The organism is Algoriphagus confluentis, from assembly GCF_036245625.1.
GTDB classification, from domain to species: Bacteria; Bacteroidota; Bacteroidia; order Cytophagales; family Cyclobacteriaceae; genus Algoriphagus; species Algoriphagus confluentis.
Genome location: NZ_BTPD01000004.1, coordinates 335,794 through 356,399, shown reverse-complemented (window position 1 = coordinate 356,399; position 20,606 = coordinate 335,794). Strand labels below are relative to the sequence as shown.

18 protein-coding genes are annotated in these 20,606 nt (G+C 45.5%); 10 read left to right on the top strand and 8 right to left on the bottom strand.

Annotated features, from left to right (window positions below; translation table 11 throughout):
* Positions 1–49: 49 nt before the first annotated feature.
* Positions 50–1,582, top strand: a complete 1,533-nt coding sequence (locus AAA943_RS08100) for a SulP family inorganic anion transporter (RefSeq protein ID WP_338223727.1) — start codon at positions 50–52, stop codon at positions 1,580–1,582.
* Positions 1,583–1,598: 16 nt separating this feature from the next.
* On the opposite strand, the gene AAA943_RS08095 is transcribed toward AAA943_RS08100, so the two are convergent.
* The 5 genes from AAA943_RS08095 to AAA943_RS08075 all read right to left on the bottom strand — a co-directional run bounded on the left by AAA943_RS08095 (position 1,599) and on the right by AAA943_RS08075 (position 4,431).
* The gene (locus AAA943_RS08095; RefSeq protein WP_338223726.1) at positions 1,599–2,228 is read right to left on the bottom strand and encodes a low molecular weight phosphatase family protein; all 630 of its coding nucleotides are present in this window, start codon (positions 2,226–2,228) and stop codon (positions 1,599–1,601) included.
* 54 nt (positions 2,229–2,282) lie between these two features.
* Positions 2,283–2,747 carry a DUF6428 family protein gene (locus AAA943_RS08090; RefSeq protein WP_338223725.1) on the bottom strand — a complete coding sequence of 155 codons (465 nt, stop codon included), beginning with the start codon at positions 2,745–2,747 and terminating at the stop codon, positions 2,283–2,285.
* A 39-nt stretch (positions 2,748–2,786) separates the two neighbouring features.
* Positions 2,787–3,119 (bottom strand): ArsR/SmtB family transcription factor, encoded by a 333-nt coding sequence (locus AAA943_RS08085; RefSeq protein ID WP_338223724.1) that lies wholly within the window; start codon positions 3,117–3,119, stop codon positions 2,787–2,789.
* A gap of 71 nt (positions 3,120–3,190) precedes the next feature.
* Complete coding sequence (locus AAA943_RS08080; protein ID WP_338223723.1) at positions 3,191–3,595, bottom strand: SRPBCC domain-containing protein; 405 nt, start codon at positions 3,593–3,595, stop codon at positions 3,191–3,193.
* Positions 3,596–3,606: 11 nt separating this feature from the next.
* Positions 3,607–4,431, bottom strand: coding sequence for a VOC family protein (locus AAA943_RS08075; protein WP_338223722.1), 825 nt, complete (start codon positions 4,429–4,431; stop codon positions 3,607–3,609).
* 151 nt (positions 4,432–4,582) lie between these two features.
* Here AAA943_RS08075 and AAA943_RS08070 point away from each other — a divergent pair, with 151 nt between their 5' ends.
* A complete protein-coding gene (locus AAA943_RS08070) occupies positions 4,583–5,638 on the top strand; it encodes a hypothetical protein (protein ID WP_338223721.1) in 1,056 nt (351 codons plus the stop codon).
* Here AAA943_RS08070 and AAA943_RS08065 read toward each other — a convergent pair.
* On the bottom strand, positions 5,635–6,264 hold the full coding sequence (locus AAA943_RS08065) for a response regulator (protein WP_338223720.1): 630 nt from the start codon (positions 6,262–6,264) through the stop codon (positions 5,635–5,637). The two genes, AAA943_RS08070 and AAA943_RS08065, sit on opposite strands and share 4 nt — an antisense overlap.
* 192 nt (positions 6,265–6,456) lie before the next feature.
* On the opposite strand from AAA943_RS08065, the gene AAA943_RS08060 reads away from it, so the two are divergent.
* Positions 6,457–6,903, top strand: a complete 447-nt coding sequence (locus AAA943_RS08060; protein ID WP_338223719.1) for a DUF6252 domain-containing protein — start codon at positions 6,457–6,459, stop codon at positions 6,901–6,903.
* Between the two features lie 265 nt (positions 6,904–7,168).
* Here the strand turns inward: AAA943_RS08060 and AAA943_RS08055 are convergent, their stop codons facing one another.
* On the bottom strand, positions 7,169–9,235 hold the full coding sequence (locus AAA943_RS08055; RefSeq protein WP_338223718.1) for a helix-turn-helix domain-containing protein: 2,067 nt from the start codon (positions 9,233–9,235) through the stop codon (positions 7,169–7,171).
* Positions 9,236–9,470: 235 nt separating this feature from the next.
* Here AAA943_RS08055 and AAA943_RS08050 point away from each other — a divergent pair, with 235 nt between their 5' ends.
* The 3 genes from AAA943_RS08050 to AAA943_RS08040 all read left to right on the top strand — a co-directional run bounded on the left by AAA943_RS08050 (position 9,471) and on the right by AAA943_RS08040 (position 12,281).
* The gene (locus tag AAA943_RS08050) at positions 9,471–10,043 is read left to right on the top strand and encodes an ankyrin repeat domain-containing protein (protein WP_338223717.1); all 573 of its coding nucleotides are present in this window, start codon (positions 9,471–9,473) and stop codon (positions 10,041–10,043) included.
* 22 nt (positions 10,044–10,065) lie between these two features.
* The gene (locus AAA943_RS08045; protein WP_338223716.1) at positions 10,066–11,166 is read left to right on the top strand and encodes an acyltransferase family protein; all 1,101 of its coding nucleotides are present in this window, start codon (positions 10,066–10,068) and stop codon (positions 11,164–11,166) included.
* A 71-nt stretch (positions 11,167–11,237) separates the two neighbouring features.
* Positions 11,238–12,281 carry a serine hydrolase domain-containing protein gene (locus tag AAA943_RS08040; protein ID WP_338223715.1) on the top strand — a complete coding sequence of 348 codons (1,044 nt, stop codon included), beginning with the start codon at positions 11,238–11,240 and terminating at the stop codon, positions 12,279–12,281.
* A 17-nt stretch (positions 12,282–12,298) separates the two neighbouring features.
* Here the strand turns inward: AAA943_RS08040 and AAA943_RS08035 are convergent, their stop codons facing one another.
* Positions 12,299–12,718: a hypothetical protein gene (locus AAA943_RS08035; protein WP_338223714.1), complete on the bottom strand. Its 420-nt coding sequence runs from the start codon at positions 12,716–12,718 to the stop codon at positions 12,299–12,301.
* A 111-nt stretch (positions 12,719–12,829) separates the two neighbouring features.
* Here AAA943_RS08035 and AAA943_RS08030 point away from each other — a divergent pair, with 111 nt between their 5' ends.
* The 4 genes from AAA943_RS08030 to AAA943_RS08015 all read left to right on the top strand — a co-directional run bounded on the left by AAA943_RS08030 (position 12,830) and on the right by AAA943_RS08015 (position 20,572).
* Positions 12,830–13,246: a hypothetical protein gene (locus tag AAA943_RS08030; RefSeq protein ID WP_338223713.1), complete on the top strand. Its 417-nt coding sequence runs from the start codon at positions 12,830–12,832 to the stop codon at positions 13,244–13,246.
* A gap of 197 nt (positions 13,247–13,443) precedes the next feature.
* The gene (gene ileS / locus AAA943_RS08025; protein ID WP_338223712.1) at positions 13,444–16,815 is read left to right on the top strand and encodes an isoleucine--tRNA ligase; all 3,372 of its coding nucleotides are present in this window, start codon (positions 13,444–13,446) and stop codon (positions 16,813–16,815) included.
* Positions 16,816–16,825: 10 nt separating this feature from the next.
* Positions 16,826–17,446, top strand: a complete 621-nt coding sequence (locus tag AAA943_RS08020) for a lipoprotein signal peptidase (RefSeq protein WP_338223711.1) — start codon at positions 16,826–16,828, stop codon at positions 17,444–17,446.
* A gap of 189 nt (positions 17,447–17,635) precedes the next feature.
* A complete protein-coding gene (locus AAA943_RS08015) occupies positions 17,636–20,572 on the top strand; it encodes a DEAD/DEAH box helicase (protein ID WP_338223710.1) in 2,937 nt (978 codons plus the stop codon).
* Positions 20,573–20,606 lie beyond the last annotated feature (34 nt).

Sequence of the window (20,606 nt, the reverse complement as noted above, 5' to 3'; positions counted from 1 at the left end):
AATTCCGGCTACTCTATTCTTCAATTTTCATAAAGTTTCACTTCCCCAGATGAAGAAGTATTTCAACCTATTTGACCTCAGCCAAAAAGTAGACTACAAAATCGAAATCCTATCGGGCCTGACTGTTGCCTTAGCCTTAATTCCGGAGGCAGTAGCCTTTGCATTTATTGCCGGACTTTCACCCCTGACAGGACTTTATGCTGCTTTTGTGATGGGTTTGGTGACTTCGATTCTGGGCGGAAGACCGGGAATGATCTCAGGAGCAACCGGAGCTATCGCCGTGGTAATTGTGACTTTGGCAGCTACTCAAGGCGTGGAATATGTCTTCGCAGCAGTGGTTCTTTCGGGATTGCTTCAGGTGATTTTTGGTTCTTTGAAATTGGGAAAATTCATCCGCTTGGTTCCTCATCCGGTGATTTTTGGTTTTGTCAACGGCCTGGCAATTATCATTTTCATGTCCCAATTGGATCAGTTCAAAGGGGAAGATGGGCAATGGCTGAGTGGTCCCAACCTGTATATTTTCTTGGGACTGGTACTTTTGGCGATGCTGATCATTTGGGGCTTACCCAAATTGACCAAGGCCATTCCTGCTTCCCTTACCTCTATTTTGGTGGTTTTTGGGGTGGTGGCTGCTTTGGGGCTGGATACCAAAACGGTGGGTGACATGGCCAGTATCAAGGGTGGTTTTCCTCCTTTCCATATTCCCGATGTGCCCTTTGCCTGGGAAACCTTGGAGATTATTTTTCCCTATGCACTGATCATGGCTGGGGTCGGACTGATTGAGTCCCTGCTGACCTTGAATATTGTAGATGAAATCACCGAAACCCGCGGCCGAAGCAATAAGGAAGCGGTAGCGCAGGGCTTGGCCAATGTGGCATCGGGATTTTTCTCCGGCATGGGCGGCTGTGCGATGATCGGGCAGAGTTTGATCAATATTTCCTCTGGAGCCCGGGCGAGACTTTCCGGGATTGTGGCCTCCGTGATGCTGTTAGTCTTTATCATGTTTGGATCAGGTCTGATCGATCAGGTACCTATGGCAGCTTTGACCGGTTTGATGATCATGGTGTCGATCGGGACCTTTGAGTGGGCGAGCTTGCGAACGATCACCAAGATGCCCAAAAAGGATATTTTCCTGATGTTTTTGGTCACCGGGATTACGGCCGTCTTGCACAATTTGGCTTTGGCTGTTTTGATCGGGGTGATTTTGGCTGCTTTGTTTTTTGCCTGGGACAATGCCAAGCGAATCCGCGCCCGGAAGTATGTGGACGAAAATGGAGTCAAGCATTACGAATTGTTTGGCCCTCTTTTCTTCGGGTCTGTGACAGCATTTGGAGAAAAATTCGATGTGCTCAATGACCCTGAGGAAGTGATCATTGACTTTGCTGAAAGTCGGGTAGTCGATATGTCAGCCATCGAGGCCCTGAATAAAATCACCGATCGCTATCAGAAAGTGGGCAAAAAAGTCCATCTCAGACATCTCAGTCCAGATTGCAAAAAGCTTTTGGCTAAAGCCGATGAGATCATCGAAGTGAATATTCTCGAAGATCCCACCTACAAAGTGGTTATTGACGACCTGGCCTAAAAAGTAGGTCTGGGGATTATTTTTTAAGCTGAGAAAAAACAAACCACATCTCAGCGGCTATCTGCAGGGACCGCTCATCGTACTTTTGGGCCTCTAGTTCGGTGTCATCGAATGCCTTCGGATCTTCGTACCGTACAGGAATACGTTGTTCAGTACCCGGGATAAACGGGCAGTTTTCATCGGCATGATCACAGGTCATTACGGCAGCAAAATGTAGGGCATCATTGGCAGGATCATCATAAACCTTGGAAAAAGCGGTGATTGGATCACTTTCGTGCGAGTAAAAAACAGAATAAATCGGATTGCTGCTGTTTTCTTTGGACGAGACCCGAAACCCGCTTCGCTTCAGAGAATTGACCGCCCGCTCATTGAATGCAGTGACTTCCACACCTCCGGAATAGCAGTTGGCCGGAATACGGTGAAAATCTGCAGCTGTTTGTGCCCAAATCTGGGAAAACTGACTTCGGCGGGAGTTATGGGTGCAGATGAAATTCAAATTCACATCCTGACCTTGATCGAGTTTGGATTGGATGTAGTTGATGAGGACTTGCAATACCTGTTTTCTTTCTTCAGAAATGGGGAGTTCACCGGCTTTTTGAATGGTTTCGGCCAAGGTGGGATAGAGCGTGTTTTTTCGCTTGAGCATAGGAAAATATCGTTTTTGAAAAACTCAAGACCTGACAGGTCTAGTAAATTGATTTTAACAGCAACCTGAGCCAGGGGCGCAAGAGGAGGCCTGAAGTTGGGAGAGTCGGACCTTTGGCTTTTGGGCAGGGATGCCACAGTTATCCTTGGCTAGGCAGTCGGTCATTTTGGTGGTCAGGAGGAAGTTTTTCCCGTCATAGTCCAAGCCGTATTTTCCGATGGTTTCGCCTTGGTATTCCACTTCGATTTCCAAATCCGGAATCCCCAACACCTTTTCGGAAAGTTCAATGATTTGTACCAGCTTCTCTGGATGCAGTCGATGATAGTAGTCATCTGCATTCCAAAGTTGGAAATTTACTTTTTGTTCTTTGCGAACTGTCCCTCCACAGTCTATGAAGTGCTTGTCGACCAGACCGATTTCGGTCACGTGAAAGTGGCTCGGAACCAATTCCCCATTGGGAAGTCGGAATGCGATAGTTTCGCTTTGGGCTAAAATGGATTTGGCTTCTGAGAGTAGCATGATTTATTGCTTTATTACGATGGTTTAATGTAAATTTTTTTAGCAGGCAGGACCGCAGCCATCTGCATAGCTTTGGAAGAAATCTTCAAAGTGGGATTTCAATGCATCCCATTTCTCTGAATCTATGCAGTAGTTGACTCGGGTGCCTTCAATAGTTCCCTGGATCAAACCTGCATCTTTGAGCTCACGCAGATGCTGGGAAATGGTAGCTTGGGCCAGGCCGATTTCCAAAACCAAGTCCCCATTGATACAGGATTTGGTTTTGATCAAGTGCTGGAGAATGGCAATTCGGGCCGGATGGGCGATGGCTTTGGCCAATTGGGCGATTTCGTTTTGTTCCTCAGTGTATAAATGGGTTTGGGTGACTCCCATGGTAGTTTTATTTTATTGCAATATTACGATAGATATATTTCAAAGTTTACATTCCTTCAAAAATTCTCGAATTATTTTTCGCAATACTTTTTGAAATTATCCAAAATCGCCTGCCAGCCCTGCCGCTGAAGCTCTACGGGATTTTGGTTTTCGGCTTCAAAGATTTCAGTGACCAAAACCCCTCCCTTTTGGGCTTCAAAAAATACATCCAACTTTCTCCCGTCGCCCATCGTGCTTCGGATCTCCTTATTCGGAATGATTTCAGAGTAAGTGCCCCAAAAATCAAAGCTAAAGCTTCCGTCCTTGGCAGCCATGGTAGAATGAAACTCCCCTCCGGGCTGTAGGTCGATATTGGAATCCGGACAATGCCAGTCGGCTGAGGCAAAATTCCACCCGGTGACATCCGCTCCTTGAGTCCAATAAGTCCAGACTTGTTCAAGGGGAGCGTTGATTTGAGCACTGATTTTTATTTCCACTTTTTTAGGGTTTAAGAGGGGTTTTTCAAGTCATCAATACTTAGCTTTTCCATTTTCAGAAGTGCATTGATCGCTTTTTGGCCTTTTTGAGGATCACTGATCCATTGGCCCAAGTCTTTGGGAACGACCTGCCAGGAATGACCAAAGCGGTCCCTCAGCCAGCCACATCGATCATAATTCCCTCCTTCTCCCAGTTTTTTCCAAAAGAAATCAATCTCGGCTTGATCCTCACAGGGTACGACCAGAGAATTGCCCGGGCAAAAGCCAAAATCATGAGTCTCCGTGCTGCTCATCAGATTGATCAGGTAGCCTTCCAGGTTCACTTGGGCAAACAGCAAATCTTCGGAATCCGGATGGGGAGCTTCCACCAGCTTAGTGCTTTTCGGAAAAATACCTAGGTAAAACTCCATCGCTTCCCTAGCCCGACTCCTGTTTTCATTGACAAAAAGAAGGCAGGGGACTATCTTTTGAGCACTTCGGACCGGATCTGCATCCAGTTGCCAATTGGTACCAAAGCGATCCGTTACCCAGGCATACTTTGGACTCCAAGGATAAGTGCCCAAGGGAAAAATGGCTTTCCCTCCCTCAAGTAAAGAAGTGTACAATTCATCTATATCCACCTCCGTCCCACAATAGACAAAGTAAGAACTGGCTTGGGTTTGCTGATATTTTGGCCCCCCATTTAGGCCCATCATGGGAGTTCCTAAGACCTCAAACCGGACCGCTATGGGGCTCTTTTCCAGTATTTTGGATTTAGGGAAAATCGAGGTGTAAAAATCTGCCGCTTCAGCAGCTTGGTGGTCAAACCACAAACAGGGGTAAATCATTCTGGACATGAGAGGAAAAGAAAGAAATGAGGCATAAGATACCATTTTTGGAAGCCATTTTCGCCAATCTACGTGCTGGCACGGATAAAAAAACAGGGTTTTCGGGGATTCTAGGGCTTTTAGGAAAGGCTCAACTTTAGGTTCCCAAAAAATAAAAATTATGAAAACTCTATTTCTCGTGTTTTTGCTCCTGATGGTGGAGCTGGCACCTCCGACTGTGTTGTCCGAAAAAGACATCAAAACCACCAGTTACAACAAAAAGAACCAAGGGAGTAAAGCTCCCAAGAAGGTGTTTATCAGAAGCTTCAATGCCTATTTTGAGGTGTTTGAAGAAGCTTCTGCCAAAACCTCCGGCTCAAAAAAAGAGCGCGCAGACCGAACCACCTTTACCTCTGGTACATCTACCCGAATGGGAGTTCAGATTCAGGGAGTGGATGTCCCTGATTTCCAAAAATTAATTGATGATGCCTATCAGTCCTATGTGAGTCAATTGAAAAGTCAGGGATTTGAAATCATGACTGCCGACGAGGCGAGTAAGTTTGAATACTATGCTGATTGGACTAAGAAACAAGGGGGAGCTTCCTCAGATGCACAAGTGGAAGGATATATTATGGTCACTCCTACAGGATATGAATATCTGGTCAAGTCCGTAACCAAGGGAGGAAAAGAAAAAATGGGAGGAGGTCTAGTAGATCCCACTCCCAAAATCTCCAAGGAGCTGGAAAATGTATTTATCGCGGATGTAAATTTTGCTTTTCCTTTTGTAATGCTAGACGCAGATGCCTCTGTTTGGACCAATTCCACTTCTGTAAAAGCAACGATTGGTTACCGGATTGAGCCTTTTCTTGATCCTACTGAAAACAACCGATCGGTTACCAATTTTGGTACTTCCCTCATTCCTACTCAGGTTAGATTTGTTTCCGGTTTGGATATAGGAAGCAATCCTTTGTTTCATGCGAAAGTGGAGCCCAAAAAGGCAGTCTACGCAGAAGGGGTGTTCAAAGACAAAAAGATCAAAGAAACCACTCAAGCACAGACAGACATGTTTTCAAAGACGGGCTATTCCCAGTTGGTCATGACTTCAGGAGATCAGAAAACAGTCGCCTCCCACTTTGCTGATTGTGATCATGATGCCTATGTAGAGTTTGCCTCTGGAGTGATGAAGGATATGATCGATGCAGGGGTTTCCAATTTCGTTGCTTTGACCAAAGACTAGGACAAACCACCGACCAGGTTATTTTCCATGGCAAATTTCAAAAGACCAACCAGTGAGTTGGTCTTTGTTTTTTGGTAGATGTTTTTGCGGTGAGTCTCCACTGTACGCTCAGAGATATGGAGTTTTTCTCCGATTTCTTTATTGGAAAACTCATCAAAAATCAGGGTCAAGACCTCTTTTTCCCGCTCAGTCAATATCCGTTCATCTTCGGGAAACTGCATGCGCTGGATCAGAATCTTTTGAATAGCCATACTGAAAAACATGCCGCCCCGGGATACCTCTTCTATGGCCTTGAGCAGTTCGGCATGGGCGGCTTTTTTGAGAACATACCCTTCCGCACCGGTAGCCAAAGCCTCTTTGACTCGGTAAGGCTCGTCGTGCATACTCAGGAAAATCAAGCGAATTTGCGGATAGAGACTCTTCACTTTTTGGGCAAAAGCAATCCCACCTATCTCGGGTATTGAGATATCCGAAATGATCAAATCAGGGATTTCAGAGCGAATTTTAGCCAATGCCCCTTCCACAGTATCTGCTGTGTCTACTTCGGAAATACCAGGCTGGGACTGAATCAAAAATTTCAAACCATCCAAAAGAATGCGATGGTCATCTACGAGAAGAATCTTCATTTATCGGGGTGGTAGGTTTAATTGGCTTAGTGAACATACGGAAAAGTGCACAAAAGCCCGAAATCAGGATATGCTTTCGGAAAAGAAAGCACATTTTTTTGAATCCTACCCAATAGCACGGATAGAATATACCCATTTGGCGGGATTCCATCGCCTGAGCTTTTGAAGCATCTTGCCTAAAAATAATTTACTATGAAACTACGATCTCTTATTCTCAGTCTATTAGCCTTGGTGTTTTTTGCATGTCCCGGAAGCGATGAGGATGACATTCCCCAAGGGTCTCTGAATGTGGAAGCCACCATCGATGGAAAGGAATGGAAAGCCTCCGGAAACAGCCGAATCACCACTGTGGCTGGATTTACCGTTTTTGCCATCGGGGCAGGATCCACAGACCGCTCGAGTATGGCAATCACGCTCGATGCTGAGCGCACCGGGAATTTTGATCTGAACGGCACTGCTATCTGGACTACCGCAGACCAAGTGGTCCATAACGCAACTTCCGGAACTCTCACCATCACCAAGCTGGAGGACAATAAAGTGTCCGGGACATTTTCCTTTAAAGCTCGTCCCATGACCGGCACAGGCCCGGAAGTAAGTGTCACCAACGGGAAATTTACCGACATCAATATCATGCGATAAAGGTGGCTTCAGAATCAAGCAGACTTTTGAATATCAGGGGACTACTTACTACGTGAGTTCCAGAAAAACCTTTAATAAGATCATGGGAGTGGACAAAGACGGGAGTGTTTATTTTCTCATCAGTACTCCTATGACCAGTAAGGGAGTCCAGGTAGCCGGACCTTTGGGAGGAATTTACAAAGTGAGTTTTTGAAAGAAACTAAACCATTTTTTTGGGAAAGGGGGGCTGCTTCGGCGGTCCTCTTTTTCTTAGTTGGGGTAAAGGTTAAAGTAAGCCCTCTTGATCAAGCCTGGCCTTTATTTTCTCATGCTGGTTCCAAAAATTAGTTTTGATCTTTTCCATGATATTTCGAAACTCAGGTCTGGATCGGATAGGTTCAAAAAGCGGCTCGTCCTCCAAGTACAAAAACCAATATTGAAAATGCTGCTCCCTGGAAAAATCCTGCAAGTATGCCAAAGTTTTTCCCCAATTTTCCTCAAGAGCAGATTGGGTAGCTAGGGCAATATTCCGATAGATGGATTGATCCGATTCAGCAAAAGTTTCAAATTCTTTAAAGAACTTCATTGCCTCTTGGACGTTTCCTGTTTTCTCGTACACCCATCCAATTTTTGAATTCTCCAATTCATAGATAGCCAGTCCGTTCTTTTCTCTAGCCTCCACAAATTGGTGATAGTACATAAAAGCACTGTCATACTTCTTTTCCAAGTAGTAGAACTTTCCGATATCCTGTAAAATATCCAGACGGCTGGAGTCTTTTTTCCATTCTTTGATCAAGCGTTGAAGCATCTTTTGATTATCCTTTTCCTTGGCAAAAAGAATGTAGGACCTCAGATGTGGCGCATAGTAATTAGTCGAATCATAAACGAGTGAACGATCGATGAATTCCCTTGCCTGCTCCACAAATCCAGCGGTCATCAGGGCATTGGCTAGCTGAAGCAAGCTGTAACTCTGAGCTGTGGAGTCTCCATTTGTCACCTGAAGCTTTACCCCAAGAAGAGCATACTCGAGGTATTTTTCTGTATTTGGAGCGAGTCGAAAATAAAAGTCCGCAAGCATCTGTATAGCCAGAGCTGAATTGGCGTTGTACTCCAACGCTTTTTCAAGATAGGGTCTCGCAAGCCCAAATTCTTCGCTTTGGATGTAATAAAAGGCCTTAGCCGTCAGGCTTTCTGCGGACTTGGAGTCCAAAAGCAAGGCTTTGTCTGCATAGGCGTTTATTTTTTCGGTGAAAAGCTTTTCCGAACGAAACATCTCTAAAAGATAGTAGGAGATGGCTACGTGTGCATAAGCCAAAGAAAATTCGGGGTCTTGCTCGATTGCCTTCTCGAAAAGGGCTATCCCTTTCAGAAGACCCTCATCTGTTCGGGAATGATAAGGTTCCAAGGCTTGCAGATAATAATCGTACGCAAGGAGGTTTTCTGTCGGCCTCTTTTCGATTTGTTCGAGTTCGGTCGGCGTGACGATCACCTGAATGGCATCGGAGATTTTTGTAGCTATTTCATTCTGGATGGAAAAAATATCCGCCAACCGCCGGTTGTATTGCTCCGCCCAGATCTGCCGCTCGGTCTGAGCATCAATCAATTGGATATTCAGCAGTACCTGATCTCCGACTTTTTGCCCACTCCCGGAGACAAAATAACTTACGTCGAGTTCCTCAGCCATCTCCGAGATGCTTTTGTTGCTGTTTCGATATTTTTCCACCGATGATCGGCTGATTACTCGAAGATTCTTGATTTTTTGGAGATTATTCAGGGTAGACTCCATCAGTCCATTGATAAAGTAAAGATTGGTGGAATCTGCACTTTCATTTTTGAATGGCAATACGGCGATGGATTTTTCCTCCTCAGAGAGCTCTGAAATGGATTTGGGCCAAAAGAAAGAAGCTACCGCCACCACAGCCAAAACAGCGAGAATGCCGAATATCCAGATTTTGGAATTTTGCTCTTCCTTCGGTTGAACCACATGTTTTGGCTCTTCTGAACTGGTCTCTATTCGTTGTTTGCCGACTTCTCCGGGAGGGAAGCCGTACTGCTCTCGAAAGCACTTGATAAAATAAGAAGCGCTTCCAAAACCCACTTGATAGGAAACTTCCGAAACGGTCAGGTTTCCCTCTTTGAGCAAGTCAATACCGATCTCCAGGCGGATTTTACGGATAAAAAGACTTGCCGAAAGGCCTGTGGCTGCCTGTATTTTTCGGAGCAAGTTTGATCGGCTCATATTCATGGCTTCGGCGAGTTCGGATACACCAAACTGCTCATCAGCTGCTCGCTCCACTACCAAGGCGGTGGCCTGCGAAAGGAAGTCTTCGCTATGTTTTGGACTGTCTGCCATGCCAAAAATCAATCTTCAAGGTAGAGAAATTTGAGCAAAGGGACAGACCATTTTTCCAACTATTCTCCTGGGATAAGTGAGCTTTTGCGTCATAGGTTACAGCCTTGCGTCATAATTTTTATCCCTGAGCGATACTTTATGCTTTTGGCAACTTGCCTTTTACAGCCGCCTGAGGGCATCGACCCAACTTTGTAGCGAACAAAAAACAAAACCCATTCACAAAAAAAACAACATCATGAACACACTTAAAAACAACTCGCTCAAAGTTTTGCTAGGTCTTTTACTAGCAGTGATTCTTTTGCCTTCATGTAGCAATGCCCAAGACAAGGCTGAGAATACTCAGCAAATTAAAGCTCCTCAACTTGACCTTCAAACGGCTGTCATGACCAATAACCTAGAGGTGGTCAAGCAGCATATTGCTGCCGGCTCGGATATCAATGTCAAGGAACCCTTCAGCGGATCGACTCCCTTGATTACAGCGATCACATTTGACAAAAAGGATATCGCTCAAGAACTCTTAGATGCCGGAGCTGACCTGAAGATTGCCAACAATGACGGAACTACTCCACTGCACGCGGCGGCCTTCTTTGGTCGGGTAGAGCTGGTAGAACTGCTTCTGGAAGCCTCAGCCGACAAAACGCTGAAAAACAACTATGGCTTTACCCCACGTGAGACGGTCATGGGATCTTTTGCCGAAGTCAAACCAATCTATGAAATGATGCAGCAGCAACTCGGACCCATGGGGCTTCAATTGGATATGGAGCAATTGGAAAAGACCCGTCCGGTCATTGCCATGATGCTTCAGTAATCATACGAATCAACTCATGATCATGACAACTCAACGAAGATACGACATCGATTGGCTGCGGGTGATTGCGATCGCCCTGCTGCTGATCTACCATATTGCGATTGTGTTTCAGCCTTGGGCGATGTTTCTGGGCTTTATCAAAAGTGATGAACTCATGGAGGGGCTTTGGAAGCCGATGACCCTATTGAATGTTTGGCGGATTCCTTTTCTATTTTTCGTTTCAGGAATGGGCGTTTATTTCGCCATTCGCAAGCGGAATTGGAAGGAACTTCTGTTGGAGCGAAGCAGGCGAATCTTGCTTCCCTTTCTTTTCGGAGTGGTGGCTATAGTCCCGATTCATTTCCTGCTCTTCCAAGCTTACTACCACTTACCGATCGGCTATGTCGCTCATCCGGCTCACTTGTGGTTTCTGGGAAACATTATTGTCTATGTACTGCTTTTGACACCGGTTTTCTTTTATCTGAAAAAGTCAGAAAAAGGAGCATTCCGAAAGAAGTTGGATGCTTGGATGGGTAATCCCCTGGGACCATTGTCCATTTCTTTGCTGGTTGTCTTAGAAGTAATTTTGGTTAGGCCACAGGTCTTTGAAATGTATGCGTTGACTTGGCACGGGTTCTTCATCGGCCTGATGGCGTTTTTCTGTGGCTTTCTTTTGGTGTATAGCGGGGGGTCCTTTTGGAAAACGGTCTTGAACTGGCGTTGGGCTTACCTAGGACTAGCTTTGGGGATGTATCTGACTCGATGGATGGTCTATGATTTGGTCGCTCCCGGCTATTTGATGGCGATAGAATCTACCACTTGGATCATGGCCATTTTTGGTTTTGGCTACAAATACTTGAATAAGCCCAGTGCGATTTTGAGCTATCTGACTCAGGCGGCGTACCCGGTTTATATCTTGCACATGGTGGCATTGAATACTGCAGCATCCTTGGTTTTGCCATTGGATTGGCCAGTTTTAGTTAAATTTCTAGCTATCATTGGAGCTACTGGACTATTCTGTTTCTTTATTTTCGAATTTCTAATCCGCAGAATTTTATTTATAAGACCCCTTTTTGGGCTTTCGTTGCAATCAAATCCTGACTCCAAATTGATTTCCGGCCCAGCAAATTCCCAATTGAGTTAGATTGCTAGGGGTGCCTTGGATTCATTCCAAAATTACCCAACTTCTGACCCCAGCCCTCAAAAACCAAGATCATGAATTTTAAATCCATTTTCCGAATTCTAATTCCTCTCCTTTCCGTGGCTTTTACGATATATTTTGTCCCCTGGCTAATCCTTCGCGCATGGCTGGCACCCACTCCGGATACGATTCAGGAGCAGGTAGATTTGGCCGTGAATTACAAGCTGGATGGAATCATTGTCTATGTTGATCAGGGAGGAAAAGAACCGCAATTCTATTCAGCAGGCTGGAAAGATCGGGACAAAAAAATTCCGGCTGATCCTCACTCCCTTTTCAAAATCGCCAGTATCAGCAAACTCTATATCGCCGCTGCGGCCAGTAAAATCGTAGCCAATGGTCAGCTTTCTCTGGATGACACCTTGGCTGAATTGCTGCCAGATATCGCCGATCAAATTGAGAATTCCGACCAAATCACCCTCCGTATGCTGATCCAGCATCGCTCAGGCATTCCCAACTATTCCGATCAGCCGGATTACCCCTGGGACAAGCCGTTTACTGAAAATCGAGAAGCATTGGAATTAATTTATGGTCTTCCGGCAGATTTTGCTCCCAATGCAGACTATGCCTATTCCAATACCAACTACCTACTGATCGGGGAGATCTTGGACAAGACTTTGGGCTATTCCCATCACGACTTTATTCGGGCTGAGATTTTAGAACCTTTGGGTTTGAAACGCACCTACAGTTTGCTTTCCGAAGTGAATCCGGACGAACTCATGAGCGGATATTTTGTCGGCTATCCCTTGGACATCAAGGGAAATGACTTTATCCATCCCGGAGGCTCGATGATTTCGACGGCGGAGGAAGTGGGAATTTTCCTTCGAGCCTTAATCGACGGGACCCTGCTCACAGAAAAAGAGCAGGAAATCTACTCCTCAGTTTACGTTTATGAACATACAGGGCTGGTGCCTGGCTACCAAAGCATTGCCAGATACCATCCTGATATCGATGCAGTGATAGTGCAGTTTGTCAATACTAATGGTGGCTATGCCTGGAATCTGCACGAGATCGTGTACAATCGAGTAGTGAAGATTTTGAGGAAAAATCAGGAGAATTGATCTTTTCCTTTTCCCACTCAATCCCCTCCCAATCGCATTCTCAGACCAAGGTTACCCCGAAGGAAAAAATTACCCCCTAGAATATATGGAGTGGCCTCCATCAGTAGGCCCAGCCGTTGAAAAGAGGATATGGGCTTAATGGTGGCGCCGATAGGAAGGCCAATGGCACCATCTCCGTAATAGCCAATCATTAAGCCTCCATGAAAATTGTACCATTCGGATCGGTAAAAATTGTATTGTCCTAAGGCTTCAACTCCAAAATCCAGATCCAAGCGATCTGGGGCCCAAAAACGGAGTTCTCCAAAGAATTTCTTTTCGATATTCGTTCCCACCCCTACTTGGGCAGAAATTCCAGAATGATAGACTCCCACTTGGACCTGAGAAAACGCCATTCCAAAAGGCAGAAGGAAAAGTAGAATAACGAGGGTATGTTTCATTAGTTAGTTTATTTTCCGGAAAACTAATTGATTTTATTTAAAAAATAGTCATCTCGTATAATTTAAAACTTAATAACTTTTTGTTCGTTCATTGGGAATAAAATGTGCCAGATGAAGTCCTTCCTTTCCATTCTCATTTTATCAGGATTTTTTCTCTCCTGCATCTCGGAGGAGTCCCCCTCCCGTACTGACGAAAACCTGGTTCAAAATCTCTCCACCGGGGTATGGGAAATCAGCCTTTTCGAAGTGGATAAAATCAACCGAAGTGCTGAATTTGAAGGGATTGGATTCTCCTTTTTTCCCAACGGGCAGGTAGAGGCACTCCGAGGTACCCAACTTCTCGGTCAGGGTGCATGGAGTTCGGGCACTAATTCTGGTAGAGTAGAAGTCCGACTGGCTTTCCCGAATACTCCTCCTTTTTCCATGCTGAACGCAGACTGGTATCAGGTCTTTATCCAGAATGACAGAATCCAACTCAGAAACAGCAGCCCCGAATCGGATAATTTTCTGATTTTGAAAAAGCAATAGAGAGGAATAGAAGTCTCCAAGAATACCATCCTTTTTCATGAGGAGGCTTTCCGACCTCCAATCCAAATCAAATCCCCTGTATTTCAATTTTGTTTCCCCTAAACCCCCAATTCTGCTATCTTTGTGCCTTGTTTTGAGCAGGCTGGGAAAATCTTCCCCCTGTTTTGTTCACCGACTTGCCCTTAAGAAAGGATATTGTGAAAACGTACCAGGAATTTAAGCAGGTGGATTATCCCCAGATCGGAGAATCCGTCCTTCAGTATTGGAAAGAAAATCAAATCTTCGAAAAGTCCATCGTCAACCGAGAAGGGGCCGAGACCTTCACTTTTTTTGAAGGACCTCCTTCGGCCAATGGCACTCCGGGCATTCACCATGTGATGGCCCGTACGCTTAAGGATATCTTCTGCCGATACAAAACCCTGAAAGGTTTTCAAGTCAAGCGAAAAGGTGGTTGGGATACCCATGGCCTTCCGGTGGAGCTCCAAGTAGAAAAAGAATTGGGCATCACCAAGGAGGATATCGGTAAGAAAATTTCCGTGGAGGAATACAACCGCAAATGCAAGGAGACGGTCATGCGATTCAAAAACGAATGGGATGACCTCACTGAGAAAATCGGCTATTGGGTGGACTTAGATGATCCGTACATTACTTTCGATTCCAACTACATCGAGTCCCTTTGGCACTTGTTGAAGAAGCTATACGATAAAGGGCTGCTCTATAAAGGATACACCATCCAGCCTTATTCTCCGGCTGCTGGTACGGGTCTTTCCTCCCATGAACTGAATCAGCCCGGAACCTACAAGGACGTCAAAGACACGTCCATCACGGCTCAGTTTAAGCTGAAAGGGGAAGAAAATACTTACATCTTGGCCTGGACGACCACGCCATGGACTTTGCCTTCCAACTCGGCCTTGGCGATAGGAGAAAATCTGGATTATGTCAAAGTAAAAACCTTCAATCCCTACACCCATGAGCCGATTACCGTCATTTTGGCCAAAGCCAGAATGGCTGCTTACCTTAACCCAAAGGCTTCTGAACTGAAACTGGAGGATTACAAAGCCGGCGACAAACTGATCCCTTACGAGGTAATCGAGGAGTTTAAAGGAAAATCCATGCTGGGTTGGGAATATGAGCAATTGTTCCCCATCGCTGATTTGGCCTTGCCAAGTCCTGCCTTCACAGTAGTCGCTGGGGACTACGTGACCACTGAAGACGGTACGGGTATCGTTCACTTGGCCAAAGCCTTTGGTGCGGATGACTTTAGGACATTGGTTCAGAATAATGTACCGGGCGTTTTTGTGAAGGACGACTTGGGAAATGATATTCCTGTGGTAGACAAGCAGGGCAAATTTCTGCCTGTAGTAGGCGAATACCTTGCTATCAAAATAAAGGAGCATGGAATTACCGCCCACAAAGACTATGGGGCCAGTGATTTCTATGTGAAAAACTACACCAATGATGACGAGAGCGCCGCGGATTACAAAAACACCGACGTGATAATCTCCATCATTCTCAAGAATGAAAACAAGGCCTTCAAGGTCGAAAAATACGAGCACACCTACCCCCACTGTTGGAGAACGGACAAGCCGATCTTGTACTATCCATTGGAAAGCTGGTTTATCAAAACCACGGCCTACAAAGAGCAGCTGGTAGCCCTCAACAAAACCATCAACTGGAAGCCGGAAGCTACCGGAACAGGTCGCTTTGGCAACTGGCTGGAAAACTTGGTGGATTGGAACCTCAGCCGTTCCCGATTCTGGGGGACACCCCTTCCGATCTGGAGAACAAGCGACGGGACTGAAGAGAAATGTATTGGGTCCATTGCTGAACTCAATGCCGAAATCGAGAAATCCATCGCGGCTGGTTTCATGGAGAAATCCCCTTACGAAGGAAAAGAACTGGATTTGCACAGACCCTATGTGGACGATGTGATTCTGGTGTCTGCCAAGGGGGAAAAGATGTTCCGTGAGCCGGATTTGATCGACGTGTGGTTTGATTCCGGGGCGATGCCCTATGCACAGTGGCACTATCCTTTCGAAAACGAGGCTATTTTCAAAGCCAATTATCCCGCAGACTATATCGCAGAAGGAGTAGATCAGACAAGAGGTTGGTTCTTTACCCTGCATGCGATCGCTGTAATGCTGTTTGACAGTGTGGCTTTCAAAAATGTAATCGCCAATGGACTCGTACTGGACAAAAACGGGAACAAAATGTCCAAACGATTGGGCAATGCCATCGATCCATTCAAAACCCTGAAGGAATACGGTCCGGATGCCTTGCGCTGGTACATGCTGAGCAATGCCAATCCTTGGGACAACCTGAAATTCAATCTGGACGGGGTGGCAGAAGTGCAGCGACGTTTCTTTGGCACCCTTCAGAATACGTATAATTTCTTTGCCCTTTATGCCAATTTGGATGCTTTTGTCTACGACAAGGAGAAATCTGTTCCAGTAAGTCAGCGTGCAGAGCTTGATCAGTGGATTGTTTCCAAATTGCAGTCCTTGATCGCCGAGGTGGAGGAAGCCATGGAACATTACGATGCGACCAAGGCGACCCGGGCCATCATGAATTTCACCGTAGATCAGCTGTCCAACTGGTACGTGCGACTGGCAAGAAAGCGATTCTGGAGAGGGGACATGAACCCGGATAAGCAGGCGGCCTACGAGACCTTATACGAGTGTTTGCTTTCGATCTCCCAGTTGATGTCTTCTTTTGCTCCCTTCTATGCCGATTGGATGTATAAGAATCTGACAGAAGCGGGCGAAAGTGCCCAAGCCTCCGTTCATTTGACGGATTGGGCTTCAGCAGATCAGTCCTTGATCAACAAAGATTTGGAAGAGAGTATGGATTTGGCTCAGACCATTTCTTCTTTGGTGCATTCGCTTCGCAAAAAGGAAAAGCTGAAAGTCCGTCAGCCGCTTCAGCGAATCTTGATTCCGGTTTTGAGCAAAAAGTCTCAGGCTCAGATAGAGCATGTAGAGGACTTGATCAAAACAGAGGTCAATATCAAAGAAGTAGAATATCTGGATGACGCTTCCGGCATTTTTGTAAAAAATGTCAAACCCAACCTCCCTGTTTTGGGTAAAAAACTTGGACCCAAGCTTCGACTGGTCAATGCCGCCATTAGCGCCTGGAGTCAGGCTGAAATCGCCAAGCTCGAGCGCGAAGGCAAGCTTGAAATCACCGTGGAAAACGAATCCATGGACATCTTGCTCGAGGAGGTATTGATCACCACTCAGGATATCCCGGGTTGGTCTGTGGCTTCGGACCAAGGGCTTACCGTGGCCTTGGATGTCCATCTTACTGATGAATTGAAGCAGGAAGGCGTAGCCCGGGATTTGGTCAACCGGATCCAAAACCTCAGAAAAGACATGGGCTTGGAAGTACAGGACAAAATTCAGATTGTCTTGGCAAGCGGAAACGAATTGGTGGAATCGTCGGTAAGTTCCTTTGGGGACTATATCCAATCCGAGACTCAAGCTAACATACTGGAAGTGAAGCCAATAGCAAAAGGAACCTTGTTGGATATGGACGATTTTGAACTGCTGGTAAACGTAAACAAGGCCTAAAGCCAACTTAATGAATAATTACATTAAATATTTTGGGATTGCTTTTCTGGTCATTGCCATAGATCAGGCAGTAAAAATGCTGGTTCACTTTCAGATGGACTTTGGTACGCCGGGACAGATTCCCATTTTCGGAGACTGGTTTAAGCTTCATTACACGACCAATCCGGGAATGGCTTTTGGCATGGAGCTAGGCTCTGAGTATGGAAAAATGATTTTGACCACTTTTCGTCTCGTGGCTATGGTAGGGATAGGGTATTATCTTGCTCATATTATTGAAAAGAAAAACCATCCTTTATATATCCTGTGTATCGCCATGATATTGGGTGGAGCTATTGGCAATTTGGTAGACTCTGTATTTTATGGGGTTTGGCTGGATAATGCACCTTACAATGCGCCTACTCCTTGGTTTCATGGGCAGGTAGTGGATATGTTTTACTTTGATATATGGGAAGGATATATACCCGAGTGGGTTCCTTTGTGGGGAGGAAGTTATACTGCCCTTTGGCCGATATTTAACATTGCCGATGCTTCAATTTTCATTGGGGTAGCAATAATTCTTATTTTCCAAAACCGCTTTTTTCCTGAAAAAAAAGAGGAGGCTACTGCCCCTAAAGAAGAGATTACCCCTTGATTTTGGGCAGAAGGAAGGAAGAAAAGGGCCTGAATCGATAAGATTCAGGCTTTTTTCATAAAATTACTCCTACGTCTATCTGAAGGAATGGACTTTTTTAGTACTTTTCAATTTGTGTATTCATTGCCTCACCGTCAACCTTTCAAAGTATAGTCTTCGAATTTATTCTCAGACTATATAACATCCCCTATGATAGTTAATTCGGATCAACCTTTTCAGATCGTTTATTCTATTTTCAGTCACGAGTACCTCGGGCTTCTTTTGGAGTCTTTTGTTGTGCAATTGGACGAAAAAGGTCGGCTTTCTCTGGCCTACCAAAACATCAGTTCCGCCAATGCTGCGGAATTTGACTCCGGCTTGGATGCCACCGACTACGAATTGATCAAACTCATGGACTCAATGCAGCCCGAAGTGATTGCAAAGCAGTACATGAAAAAGAAGAATATTAAGCCCACGGAATTCCTGCAGAAAATTTATGATCCCAAAACGGAAGACTTGGACATACAAGGGCTATTGGCAGAAAACTTGGAGATCAAACGATCCAAAATTCTTCCCAAACTGATCGGAAAGCGGCTTTTTGAAATGGGGTCGGATAAATACCCAGCCTGGAAAGAAATTCAGGTTAATCCCGAACCAGCTACGGTTTTGTTTCATTTTCATAAAAACCCGGATAATACCCACTATTGGCCTACCATTAAGCACAAAAACCTAAAACTGGATTGGCAGTACAAAAACGGCTATTTCATTTGCAAAGAGCCGGCTTGGTTGATAGTCAATCAACAGCTTTTTCACTTCGAAAAGGGGATAGACGGAAAGAAGCTGCAGGCTTTCCTCAATAAAAAATTCATCGTCATCGAGAAAAGAATAGAGCCCGGATATTATCGTGGTTTTATGAAAAACCTCATTACCCAATTTGAGGTGGAGGCCAAGGGTTTTGAAATCAAAACGGAGCAAGCCTCTCCCCAAGCCCTTTTGGCAATCAGGGAACTCCAATACAATGGAGGAGAGGATCTATTTGAAAGTGAAATCTCTGTTCCTGAGGAAAGCAAAATCGTCTTTGAACTCCGATTCCAATACGGAGAATATGACTTTGGCATTCAGTCTTCGGGAGGAGAAAACAGCGGCAATTCGGTCCGCCTGGAAGAAAAAAACGATACCTACATCTTTTTCAAGACGGTCAGAACTTCCCAGGTAGAAAAGAAATATGAGACCATTCTCAAGAAAAAAGGAATGGTCTTCATCCATGGAAAATTCAGTCTTCCAAAAACCCAGGCCTTTGAGTGGTTGGGTACCCATGAGGAATATCTCGAAGATAATCGGATCCAAATCGTCCAGAAAAATGGACTCAATGGCAAAACATACCATATTGGCAAGGCTCAAATCACCATTGAAGTCAATGAAAACATTGACTGGTTTGATGTCAAGGCGATGATCAAGTTTGGGGTGTACTTGGTTCCTTTTGCCAAGATCCGTCGCTTGATCATCTCCGGCAAGACAGAATTTGAGCTGCCGAATGGGGAGATTGCCGTGATTCCAGCTTCTTGGTTCGTCAACTACTCGGAGCTGTTCAATTTCATTGAAGAGCGGTCTGCAGACGAGTTGGTGCTTCGCAAGCATCACCTGGCTTTTGCCCGCGAACTGCAAAATGGGGAGCTAATCAAACTTACCCTTAGCCTGAAATTGGAACGGCTGCGGGAGTTTGATGCGATTGACGACTACGAAATCCCCTCTTCATTCAATGGTACACTTCGCCCCTATCAGCAGGCTGGATACAATTGGCTGCGTTTTCTCAACGAGTATCAGTTTGGAGGCTGTCTTGCAGATGATATGGGTTTGGGTAAAACTGTGCAGGCCTTGGCCTTGCTTTCTTACGAAAAGGAGGAAAATCCCGGCTTTGCTTCCCTGCTTGTCATGCCCACTTCCCTGATTTACAACTGGGAGTTGGAAGCCAGAAAGTTTGCTCCCGAGCTGAAAATCCTAGTCTATTCAGGCACGCAGCGGATCAAAGATCCTTGGAAGTTTCGAGGCTATGATGTGGTCCTGACCTCCTACGGGATTGTACGAATGGACATCGACGTATTGAAGGACTTTTACTTCAATTACATCATTCTGGATGAATCCCAAGCGATTAAAAATCCATCTTCGAATATCGCCGTGGCTGTCAACAAGCTGAAAAGCAAACGTCGGCTCATTCTCACCGGTACTCCGGTAGAAAACGGAACCATGGACCTTTGGTCTCAGATGAACTTTGTCAATCCTGGGCTTTTGGGCAATCAGAATATGTTCAAAAAACAGTTTTTGCTGCCCATTGAGAAGCAAAATGACAAGGACAAAGCTTCGCGCCTCCATGCGATGATCAAGCCATTTATCCTCAGAAGATTGAAATCCCAAGTGGCCAAGGACCTGCCGGAGAAGCTGACCAATGTGAAGTACTCTGATATGACTGCAGAGCAGGAAAAGGTATACGAAGAAGTGAAAAGCTACTACCGGGAAAAGATCATCGGCGAATTGGCCGGCGCAGGCCGTGGTGCTCAGCAATTCACCCTACTTCGGGGCCTGACACAGCTTCGTCAGATCGCCAATCATCCCAAGCTGGTAAGAGAAGATTACAAAGGAGAATCCGGAAAGCTGGAGGATATCACATACATGCTTCAGGAGACCATTTCAGAGGATCACAAGGTGTTGGTCTTTAGCCAATTTGTTCGGCACCTGAGTATAGTTCGGGCATTTTTGGAAGAGAATAATATTCCCTATGCCTACCTCGATGGCTCCACCCGAGATCGACAGGCACAGGTGGAGAAGTTCCAAAATGATGATAAGATCAAGGTATTCCTCATCTCACTCAAAGCTGGTGGCGTAGGTCTCAACCTAACCAAGGCGGAATATGTGTTTCTACTCGACCCTTGGTGGAATCCTGCCGTAGAAGCCCAGGCCATCGACCGGGCCCACCGTATCGGTCAAGAAAACAAGGTAATCATCTATAAATTCATCACCCGAGGCTCCGTGGAAGAAAAGATCATGGCCCTTCAGGATCGGAAGCTAGCCCTTGCAGGGGAGTTGATCAGCAATGAGGAAAGCTTTATGAAAAGCTTGGATAATGAGGATATTCGGGCATTATTGGATTAAAGTTCTAAAGTTGGAAGGTTGGAAAGTTGTAAGG